8 protein-coding genes and 2 pseudogenes are annotated in these 10,008 nt (G+C 62.0%); 9 read left to right on the top strand and 1 reads right to left on the bottom strand.

All coding sequences use genetic code 11. The features are described 5' to 3' along the window. The 4 genes and pseudogenes from NKI70_RS29795 to NKI70_RS29780 all read left to right on the top strand — a co-directional run. A pseudogene (locus NKI70_RS29795) lies at nt 1-410 on the top strand (hypothetical protein); the annotation flags it as partial. A 545-nt stretch (nt 411-955) separates the two neighbouring features. Continuing rightward, nucleotides 956-1,252: a DUF982 domain-containing protein gene (locus NKI70_RS29790; protein WP_352578177.1), complete on the top strand. Its 297-nt coding sequence runs from the start codon at nt 956-958 to the stop codon at nt 1,250-1,252. 103 nt (nt 1,253-1,355) lie between these two features. Continuing rightward, nucleotides 1,356-1,604, top strand: coding sequence for a DUF982 domain-containing protein (locus NKI70_RS29785; RefSeq protein WP_352578178.1), 249 nt, complete (start codon nt 1,356-1,358; stop codon nt 1,602-1,604). Nucleotides 1,605-2,345: 741 nt separating this feature from the next. Continuing rightward, a pseudogene (locus NKI70_RS29780) lies at nt 2,346-3,060 on the top strand (ArdC-like ssDNA-binding domain-containing protein); the annotation flags it as partial. Nucleotides 3,061-3,413: 353 nt separating this feature from the next. Here the strand turns inward: NKI70_RS29780 and NKI70_RS29775 are convergent. Beyond that, entirely contained in the window at nt 3,414-4,067 is a 654-nt protein-coding gene (locus NKI70_RS29775) for a TetR/AcrR family transcriptional regulator (RefSeq protein WP_352725812.1), read from the bottom strand. A 267-nt stretch (nt 4,068-4,334) separates the two neighbouring features. Between NKI70_RS29775 and NKI70_RS29770 the strand changes: the two genes are divergently transcribed. The 5 genes from NKI70_RS29770 to NKI70_RS29750 all read left to right on the top strand — a co-directional run bounded on the left by NKI70_RS29770 (nt 4,335) and on the right by NKI70_RS29750 (nt 9,993). Further along, nucleotides 4,335-5,450, top strand: coding sequence for a sugar ABC transporter substrate-binding protein (locus tag NKI70_RS29770; protein WP_352578179.1), 1,116 nt, complete (start codon nt 4,335-4,337; stop codon nt 5,448-5,450). 68 nt (nt 5,451-5,518) lie between these two features. Further along, nucleotides 5,519-6,484 (top strand): ABC transporter permease, encoded by a 966-nt coding sequence (locus NKI70_RS29765; RefSeq protein ID WP_352496350.1) that lies wholly within the window; start codon nt 5,519-5,521, stop codon nt 6,482-6,484. A gap of 8 nt (nt 6,485-6,492) precedes the next feature. Then, complete coding sequence (locus NKI70_RS29760) at nt 6,493-7,998, top strand: sugar ABC transporter ATP-binding protein (protein WP_352578180.1); 1,506 nt, start codon at nt 6,493-6,495, stop codon at nt 7,996-7,998. An 8-nt stretch (nt 7,999-8,006) separates the two neighbouring features. After that, nucleotides 8,007-8,948, top strand: a complete 942-nt coding sequence (locus NKI70_RS29755; RefSeq protein ID WP_352496352.1) for an ABC transporter permease — start codon at nt 8,007-8,009, stop codon at nt 8,946-8,948. 10 nt (nt 8,949-8,958) lie between these two features. Then, nucleotides 8,959-9,993, top strand: coding sequence for a zinc-dependent alcohol dehydrogenase (locus NKI70_RS29750; RefSeq protein WP_352642358.1), 1,035 nt, complete (start codon nt 8,959-8,961; stop codon nt 9,991-9,993). Nucleotides 9,994-10,008: the final 15 nt, after the last annotated feature.

The following is a 10,008-nucleotide window of genomic DNA, read 5'->3' as shown; positions in this document are numbered from 1 at the left end:
CGCTCGCTCGCTACGGCGCTGTTGAGGGCGCGCTCGCGAGCGGCTTCGCTACCGCCGAGCTACACCACGTCTGGGGACACGACCCAGAAGTTTTGGTAAAGAGCGAACAATCGTATTCTTCGGCACTTTCCATTTCTTGGCATCGCTATCGCAATTCCGAGCAAGACCTGCGGCAGTGGGGATCTGCGTCGACGCGACCGCAGTGGTTCTCGACGGATGAGAAGGGCGCATGCCGCGCCTGGCTTATCGATGCCTCGCGGATCGGCGCGGGAAGAGATCAGGTGGGCGTCTCCCTGCGGGCCGGGCTGCGGGCTTCGCTGAAGCCGGCCTGCGGTCGTCTTCACCCCTTCGGGCACGCATCCCTGACGCACCCGCTGCCGCAGCCCCGGCGCTTGGCCTGGCTTGAGTAGGGATAAAGCGCCTTACCTCGTTACCGAGGCGGTTTCTTCATCTCCGCTGCGAACCCCGGCGTGCGCGTTTTACCGCATCCGCCTCTCCATGCGTGACTTCGACTACGGGCCGAGGGTGCCTGGTAGCATTCCAGGGGCTCGTTCAATCCATTCCCAGGCGCGGGCGCCGTGCGCATACCGCAGGCGTTTTGTGTCGGCGAACTTGGCGAGTTTTCTTCTATGCAATCTGCATCACTGACCGGGTTGAGCTCGTCAATGAGGTAGGCAAGGATTCGAGCTTCCCTCGGCTGGGGTGTCGATCCCGCCGCAAAGGAACTGCAACTTGCCGTTCGAATGCAGAGCATACCGAACGAAGCGGAGAGAACCGGCCACCGCTTGACCATTGAGAGCGCCTTGAGATGCTTCGGCCAATGGCCGATGGCATCACGCCCGCGTTTCCCTCTTGAAGCGTCATCGCGCCGACAACACTTTGTGCGACGATCGGCGGGCGCCGATGTGGCCCCTGCCTCACGTGAACTGGCTGTTCAGCAGGTCGGGAGGAACAAATGAAGGCCGAGGCTTTCAGCAGCCCCATTTTCGTGAAGCGCTCCACCTACATCGTGCAAGAGATTGCAAGTCTTGCCGAAGCCATCGATCATCTCGATGAATGGCCGCCAGATCGCAGAGATCGTGCCCACGAAACTGCCCTTAGGACGTGCCATGATGCCTACGATGGGCACAAGCCTGTAGGTGCGGCGCGTAACGCGCTTTACGACTTTGCAAAGCAGGTTGGCATATTAGAGGATGCGACCTCTGCGATGCAGTGGATTGCTGCCTGCAAAGCGGGCACCGCAAAAGTCTAAATCCTATTCGCCGATGCGACTGGGGCGAGGCGCGAGTAACATTCGGTTTAGCATTCGGCCTGCCGCCGCAGACTGGCTGTCAAGGAGGGAAGGGGGAGGGGAGATGGCCGGCTCGAGCAGATTCGAAAGGCCAGTCATTGTGCAGGTCGGCCGCCATGGCTCAGAGCGTATCGTGCTCGACGTCAATGACGCCGCCGCTATCTTGCTGCGGGATATTGGTCGTCAGACCGAGAAGAGTAGGATAGCAATGGACGTGTGTCTGCAGGTGCTGCGTGGGAAGGCTCGGTCGCCAGCTGCTCGAGGCGCTTTCGTCGTGGCCGCACTCGAAGCAAAGATTCTGCGCGGCGATTAAACCGAGCTCTGGCACGGGTCATCTCTTCGGCCTCTTGCTGCCTGGTACAGCCGTCGGATATGACCCATCAGAGCGCGGCAAGGGAGTTTGAAGCGCGTCGTCGCCGTGCTCGCGAGCGACCCGCAAGCCCAAGCGATAGGCCAACTGGCCAACTGCGCTGCGCCCTCGGCTCGCGTTGCCGCCTATCCTGTTTGCGGATTGAGACGCATACTTCCTGGAGCGCCGGACAGCAGACTTTCTATTCGTTGGAGGCTGAGCGGGAGCCGGCGCAGCGCTGCGGCCCGATCCGGCGTGGAGAGCGCGGGCGGGGCTTGGCTTCTCAACGAAAGCACCGGCCCAAACTAAACTCATCACATACCGTCGCTATGTTATGGCAGCTGCACCATATCCCGCTTTCGCCGGCAAGGGGCTCGGAACGAAACTCCGGAGTAGCCGGGAACGGTCGAATCCGGCGCAAAGGTGTGGACGGAATCAGGCCGGCGTCACCACGGCTTCCTCAATGACGTGATGAACTTATCCTACGGCATAGTCAGGAGCTCCTCGTCAGCGCGATGATCACCGCTCGGCACCATTCCCAGAACGTTCAAAGCAAATGTAGCCCTGCAAGTCGCTCTTGAGCGATATGCCGGTCAGGGCGATTTGATAGCTGCTTCAGGCCATCGCTTCGCGATGCGGTTTTGTTTTGTGTTGCCAGCCCCCGCTCGCGGGGTGGGCGACGCTCCTTTCTAAGCCCGCTGCGGCGTGCCGCAATGCCTGCTTGGCTCACATTCTCCACTCCGTTGCGGCCCTCCGGGTGCGGCCCGCCTCGTTCAGCGGGCCAAGCCAGTCGCTTTCTGCCGCCCACCCCACTCACGGGTAAGGCGCGGGAGATTAGCGACCGGAAACGAAGATCATGCGCAGACCGGCAAGCGTGGTGCCCGTGGCGAAGTGGGCGGGAACAAGAACGAGGCTCCAAGGGCGAGCCTTTATTGCGAGATCACCGACCGCATCATCGCAGATCTGGAGCGGGGCTCGCTGCCTTGGGTCAAACCCTTGGGGCAGCGCCAAATCAGCTCTTGGCTTGCCGAAGAATGCCGCCACCGGTCGCAACGTTCCGGCATCAACATCCTGATCCTGTGGGGCGCGCTGATCGAGCGCGGCCACCCCGGCCAGAACTGGCTCACCTTCCGGCAGGCGCTTTCGCTTGCGGCAATGTCGAAAAGGCGAGCACGGCTCGACTATCGTTCATGCCGATCGCTTCATCCCGAAGAACGAGAAGGAACGCGCTAGAAAAGAAGACACCGAGCCGCAGGCGGTGCCCTTCCTCAAGCGTTTCACCGTCTTCAATGTCGCGCAGTGCGAGGGCCTGCCCGAGCAGTTTTACACCCAGTCTGAGCCGCTGCCCAAACGCGAAATCATCCCGCAGGCCGAGGCGTTCATCGCTCCCAGCGGCGCAGAAATTCGCATCGGCGGCAATCGCGCCTTCTACACGCCGGGCGGCGACTTCATCCAACTGCCGCCGCAGCCCGTTTGTTTGCCGAGGCCTCGCGGACAAGCGACAGGCAAGGTACGCGTTCAACCCAAATCCCTCCCTGGCCGAGCAGTTCGCCATACTGGCGGCATGACAGCGGTCGGTCTCGACCACCTTCATGACGCAGAAAAACTTTGCAACACAACCCATCCGCCGCCGCCAGCACCTGCTTGCGTGTCGCTTCGGAGGGTCGGCCGGTTCCCGAAAGCACGTAAGATGCCGTTGCGACCGACGCCTGCCACCGCCGCGACTTCCTTGATTCCGGACCGTTTCAGGGAATGTGCCGCCGGCCGGTAACGTCAAGCGGCAACGAGCCGCATGATCGTATCGATATTGAACTGGATGCGCTGCTCCAGGGCGTCCTTGGCCATCAGGTCCCGCTCGTAGATGATCGAACCGGTGAAGCGGTTTGTCAGGTAGTAGTAGCCGACGGCCGCGATGGTGATGTTGAGCTGCACGGGATCGATGCCGTCGCGGAGGACGCCCGCCTTCACCCCGCGCTCAAGGATGCTCGAGACCAAGTTCACGAGCTTCCTGCTGGAGACCTTGACGATCTCCGACTTTTTCAGGTGCTTGGCTCGATGCAGATTTTCGCTGTTGACGAGCGTCAGAAATTCCGGGTTCTTCAGGTAGTATTCCCAGGTGAAGCGCACCAGTTTTTCGAGCGCTGCCTTCGGGTCAAGATCTTCCAGGTGCAGCTTCTGCTCGGCGTTGCGAATATCGAGATAGGCCTCTTCGAGAATGGTCTGGAACAGGCCCTCCTTGCTCTCGAAATAGTGGTAGATCATGCGCTTGTTGGCCTTCGCCTTCTCTGCGATGTCGTCGACGCGCGCCCCACCCAAGCCTTTCTTTGCAAATTCTTTTTTTGCCGCCTCGAGGATGCGCGCTTTGGTGGCTTTCGCGTCGCGGATGCGCGGTTTTCGTCCCGGTTTTTCGTTTCGTTCGCCCGTCATGTTTTGCGCCTGCCCTCTGCCGCGGTCGGGATTTCTTCCCTGCAACTCATACACGCGCGTCGCCGTCCGTCACAGCCGTTCGACGCGATTGCTTGTCTTGATCATACTGAAACCGCTTGACTTGGGCAAACTAAAAGAAGTAACTGGTTAGTGCGTTAAATGGCGTAGGTCACGCCGGAGCGCCTCGCCCGAAGGCAAGGCTCTCCTGTCGACAGCAGCGCCAGTCGTGACGCGCGAAGCGTTTCAATCGAAGATTGGGAGGAACCAATGTCGACCTTTATCAAGGATTTCATCGAGCGCGAAACGGTCAGCCGTCGCAATTTTCTGTTCGCAGCTGCGGCCGGCATGGGCGCGGCTGCCGTGCCGGGACTATTCGGTGGCGGCATCGCACGCGCCGCGCTGACAGACCCGGCGATTGCCTGGAGCTACCGCGACCGCGCCTCGGCATACTGGAACTCTGTCGTCTCCGGCGGCGAGGCCTTCGTGGAGTCGCTCGGCAAGCCGAAGAGCACACTCATCAGCCTTATCAACGAGGGCTCGACGGAAAAGTCGCTCGCTGACATCAAGGCCTTCCTTGCCAAGAACAATGGCAATTGCGCCATTGCCTGCGATGCCAATGACAGCCCGAACGCCCGTCCGGTCGTCGAGGCCGTTCAAGCTGCCGGCGCCTATGTGTCGACGATCTGGAACAAGACCGACGACCTGCACCCCTGGGACATCGGCGACAACTATGTCTCGCACATGACCTGGTCGGACGAAAAGCCGGCGGAAGAAACCGCCCGCATCCTCTTCAAAGCCATGGGCGGTGAGGGTGGCGTGGTCCATCTCGGCGGCATCGCAGCCAACAATCCGGCCGTCGAGCGCCTCAACGGCCTCAAGAACGCACTGAAGGACTTCCCGAAGGTCGAGCTGCTCGATGCCGAGCCGGCCGACTGGGACACACAGAAGGGCGCGGCACTGATGGCCTCGTTCCTGACGCGCTACGGTGACAAGATCAAGGGCGTGCATTGCGCCAATGACAACATAGCCTACGGCGTCATCGAGGCGCTGCGTGCCGAGGGCATCGAGAACATGCCGATCGTCGCCTATGACGGCAATCCGGAAGCCGTGCAGATGGTCATGGATGGTCAGCTACTCGCCACCGTCTTCACCAATCCGCATTGGGGCGGCGGCATCAGCGCTGCACTCGCCTACCATGCCGCCATCGGCACCTTCAAACCTTCCGAGGAGCCGAAGGAGCATCGCGAATTCTATGGCCCGACGATTCTCGTTACGGCCAAGGACGCGGCGGAATTCAAGGCGAAGTACCTGGATTCCGTGCCGACCTACGACTGGAAGGACTTCTGGGGCCCGTCGAACGGTCAGATCCAGTACAAGTCCTGACCATAGGCAGGGCGGCAGCCGTACGCTGCCGCCACATCTCCTGCGAAACCATTAGAGGGGTGTCTGACGTGACACGTCGCCTTTCGCGCGAAACCTTGATCAAGTGGGCGCCGCTACTGGTGCTGATCGCGCTGCTGATCTTTTTCACCGCACTCAACCCGACCTTCTTTTCCTTGCGGAACTTTGCCCGTATCGCGATCGCGGCGGCCCCGGCGCTCATGGTCGCCGTCGGCGTCACCTTCATCATCGTCATGGGTTCGATCGACCTTTCCATGGAGGGAACGGTCTCGCTCACGGCGGTCTCCTTCGCCTTCATCTTCGCCCAGCTTGGCGGCACGCTCGCCGGCTTCGGCTGGATAGCCATTCCGCTTGTGCTTGTGCTCGGCGGCATGCTCGGGCTCTTGAACGGGCTGGTGCATGTGAAACTGAAGATCCCGTCCTTCATGGCAAGCCTCGCCATGGGCTTTGTCGGCACCGGTGCCGCGATCCTGCTGACCGGCGGTGATATCGTGAAGGTCAGCGATGCCACCTTCCGCGGCCTGCTCACGGTGCGCTGGCTCGGCTTCCCGCTGATGGTCTATGTCGCGGCCCTCTTCCTGTTCGTCGGCAGGTTCATCCAAACCCACACGACGCTCGGCCGCAATTTCTACGCTGTCGGCGGCGGCGAGGACCTCGCTCACGCCTCGGGCCTCAACGTCACCCGCGTCCGCGTCACCGGCTTTGCGCTCGCCGGCGTCTTCTACGCCATCGCCGCGATCCTCGTCGTCGCCCGCATCGGGCAGGCGGAATCTGTGACGGGCGCAAACTTCATGTTCGTCTCCATCACCTCTGTGGTCGTCGGTGGCGTGGCGCTCTGGGGCGGCATCGGCGGCGTGTGGAACGCGCTCGTCGGCGTTCTTATCGTCAACGTCATCGACAACGGCATGGTCGTCATCGGTCTGCCCGATTTCCTCCAGGACGGAGTGCTGGGCCTCCTCGTCATTCTTGCGGTGGTGCTTTCCACCGACCGCAAGATGGTTTCCTTCGTTAAGTGAGGAGCGCCATGTACGAGCTGAAAGCCGTCGACAAGAAATTCCCCGGCGTCCACGCGCTGAAGTCTATCAATTTCCACATCAAGCGCGGTGAGATCGTCGGTCTCGTCGGTGAGAACGGCGCCGGCAAATCCACGCTGATGAAGGTCATCTACGGCGCCTACCAGCCGGATGGCGGCCAGGTCCTTATCAACGGCGCGTCCGTTCGCTTCGCCAATCCGCGCCAGGCGATGGAAAAGGGCATCGGGATGGTGTTCCAGGAACAGTCCCTGATCCCGAACCTCTCTGTCATGGAGAACATCTTTCTCGGCTACGAGCGCCAGTTCGTCCGCTTCGGCGTGGTCGACTGGAAGGCGATGGCGAGCGCGGCCAAGGCGCAGCTCGCCAAGGTGAAGCTCGACATCGACCCGGTGACGGTGACCTCGAAACTCTCCTTCGCCCAGCGCCAGCTTGTCGAACTCGCCAAGGTTCTGACACTGGAGGAGCGGGTGAAGGGCGACCTCGTCATCCTGCTCGACGAGCCGACCTCGGTTCTATCGAAGGAAGAGGTCGAGCTGCTCTTCAAGCTTGTGCGGGAGCTGACGACGCGCGCCTCCTTCATCTTCGTTTCGCATCGCATGGAAGAGGTGATGGAGCTCTCCGACCGCATCTATGTCATGAAGGACGGCGAGGTGGTCGACGTGGTAGAGCGGGGCGGCGCGACGGCGGAGGCCATCCAGCACAAGATGGTCGGCCGCAACGTCGACAAGCAATATTACCGAGAACACCTGCAGAAGCCGTTCGATGGCTCGAAGGTGCTGGTCGAGATGGCGGCCGTCGGACTGCCGGGCAGCATCCAGGATATCTCGTTCAAAGTGCATGCCGGTGAAGTCCTGTGTCTCGTCGGCACGGAAGGTTCCGGGCGCGAGGCGATCCTGCGCACGATCTACGGCATGCTGACGCCGGCGACCGGCCGTCTCAAGATCAAGGGCGCTGACGCCACAGGCTATTCGCCGCGCCAGTCGGTCGCCCATGGGGTCGGCTATGTGCCGCGCGAACGCAAGATCGAAGGCATCGTCGCCGGCATGAACGTCTACGAGAACATGACGCTCTCGCAGATGCGGAACCATTCGAGCGGGGGGGTACTGCGCGTTAACGAGGAGCGGGCGCTGGCGCGCGACTGGATCAAGAAACTCTCGATCAAGGCACATTCGGAATTTGCCGATTGCGGCAATCTCTCGGGCGGCAATCAGCAGAAGGTCGTGCTGGCCAAATGGCGTTCCGCCGGCTCCGACATCATGTTGCTCGACCACCCGACGCGCGGCCTCGACATCGGCGCGAAGGAAGACGTCTACGACATGATCCGCGCGATGGGCGAGGCAGGCGTCGGCATCGTGCTCGTCGCCGATACGCTGGAAGAAGGGATCGGCCTGTCGCACACCATCATCGTCGTCAAGGACGGGCGCATCCAGAAGCAATTCGCCTGTAAGCCGGGCGCCAAGCCCACGCCCTTCGACCTGCTGCACCATATGATCTGAGGGAAGAGATGGATATTCAGCGCCTCAAACCGCACCTACCCTGGATCACGCTGGTCGTGCTCGTCGCGATCGTCGGCGTCAACGATCCCGGCTTCCTGCGCCCTTCGAACCTACTCGGCATCGCCGGGGATATCGTGCCGCTCTTCATCATGGCGCTCGGGCTCACCTTTGCTATCTATATCGGGGGCATCGATCTTTCGGCCCAGTCCATGGCGAACATGGTGACGGTCGTCGCCTCGGTATATCTCGCCTCCATGGGGGCGTGGGTCGCCGTGCTGTGCGTGCTTGCCGGCTTCCTGCTCGGCATGCTCTCCGGTTATGTGACGACGCGGCTTTTCGTGCCGTCCTTCATCTCCACGCTCGCTGTCGGCGGTGTCGCCTTTTCTATTGCGCAATGGCTCTCCGGCCAGCGCGCACTCAACATGGATGCCACACAGCGCAACGAGACCTTCGGCTGGATGATCGGCCGCACCTGGGGCGTGCCGCATGAGCTGCTGATTGCCGCGGCGCTCGTCGCGATCTGCCTCTTCATCGAGCGACGCACGACGCTTGGCCGTGCCCTGAAGGCCGTCGGTGCCGGCGAACTCGCGGCCGCGGCCTCAGGCCTCAATGTCGCCCGCTACAAGATTCTTGCTTTCGCGATCTCGGGCGCACTCGCCGCCATTGCCGGCCTCCTCTTTGCTGTAAAGCTTTCGGGCGGTGCGCCGACGATCGCCAACGGCTTCCTGCTGCCGGCCATCGTTGCGGTGCTCGTCGGTGGTACGCCGCTGACAGGTGGCGTCGGCGGTGTCGTCAACACCGTGGTCGGTACGCTCATTGTTGCCGTCATCCGCGCCTCGATGCTCTATTTCGAGATCGACGCGACGCGCCAGCAGATGGTTTTCGGCGTCGTGCTGATCGTCGCCATCGCGCTGACCATCGACCGCGCAAAGCTGCGCACCGTGAAGTGAGGATCTGGCCATGAGCACCATGCGCGCCGCTGTCCTCACTGCGCCGAAGCGCTTCGAACTCCGCGACGTTCCGGTGCCGTCCGTCGGGCCGGATGATGTACTGGTGCGGGTAACGCGCACAGGCATTTGCGGCACGGATATCCATATCTTCAACGGCCACTACGCCGCTGACCAATTGCCGCTGATCCCCGGCCATGAGTTCTGCGGCACGATTGCTGAGATGGGCACCAATGTGCGCCATCTGGCGCCTGGTACGCGCGTGGTCGTCGACATTAATATCGGCTGCGGCACATGCTTCTGGTGCCGGCGTAATGAGGTGTTGAACTGCGCCGAGGTCACCCAGGTCGGCATCGGCAGGGATGGGGCTTTCGCCGAATTCGTCGCCGTGCCCGCGCGCCTCGCGATCCCCGTTGAGGCTAACATCGCTGACGAAGTTCTCGTCCTCACCGAGCCGGTCGCCTGCGTCGTCCGCGCCGCGCGCAAGGCGAGGGCGACCTTCGGCCAGTCGGTCGTAATCTTCGGCGCAGGGCCGATCGGCAATCTTCATGTGCAGATGATGCGGCTCGTCGGCGCGGCCCCCATTATCGTCGCCGATCTGTCCGCCGAGCGCTCCCGGATGGCTCTCGAAGCCGGCGCGGATGCGGCGGTGTCCGATCCGGCCGAGCTCAAGAAAACCGTGCTGCGGATGACCGGCGGACGCGGCGCGGATCTGGTGGTCGAAAGCGTCGGCAACAGAAAGCTCTATGAACAGGCTTTCGACCTGACGCGCCGCGGCGGGCACATCGCCTTCTTCGGCATCACGTCGCGGGGCGAGACGGTCCCCCTCGATATCCTCCGCACGGTTCTGGAGGAGACGAGCCTCAAGGGCTCCGTCGCGGGCATGGGGGAGGATATGCATGACGCATTGACCCTTCTATCGCATGGCCGGTTCCGCACGGATGATTTCACCAAGGCGAGCTACTCCCTGGAGAATATCCAGGCGGCTTTCGACACCCTCGGGGAACGGCCGCACGACCTGAAGACGCAAATCGCCATTGCGGCGTAAGACCTATCGAAGTGG

The organism is Mesorhizobium sp. M0500 (assembly GCF_040321165.1).
Lineage (GTDB): Bacteria > Pseudomonadota > Alphaproteobacteria > Rhizobiales > Rhizobiaceae > Mesorhizobium.
The sequence above is the reverse complement of the archived record's forward strand: the minus strand, read 5'-3'. Positions and strand labels throughout refer to the sequence as shown.

Coding starts and splice junctions, on each gene's coding strand:
- NKI70_RS29775 (WP_352725812.1), bottom strand. CDS start 4,067: ATGACGGGCGAACGAAACGAAAAACCGGGACGAAAACCGCGCATCCGC.
- NKI70_RS29760 (WP_352578180.1), top strand. CDS start 6,493: ATGTACGAGCTGAAAGCCGTCGACAAGAAATTCCCCGGCGTCCACGCG.
- NKI70_RS29750 (WP_352642358.1), top strand. CDS start 8,959: ATGAGCACCATGCGCGCCGCTGTCCTCACTGCGCCGAAGCGCTTCGAA.
- NKI70_RS29755 (WP_352496352.1), top strand. CDS start 8,007: ATGGATATTCAGCGCCTCAAACCGCACCTACCCTGGATCACGCTGGTC.
- NKI70_RS29785 (WP_352578178.1), top strand. CDS start 1,356: ATGGCCGGCTCGAGCAGATTCGAAAGGCCAGTCATTGTGCAGGTCGGC.
- NKI70_RS29770 (WP_352578179.1), top strand. CDS start 4,335: ATGTCGACCTTTATCAAGGATTTCATCGAGCGCGAAACGGTCAGCCGT.
- NKI70_RS29790 (WP_352578177.1), top strand. CDS start 956: ATGAAGGCCGAGGCTTTCAGCAGCCCCATTTTCGTGAAGCGCTCCACC.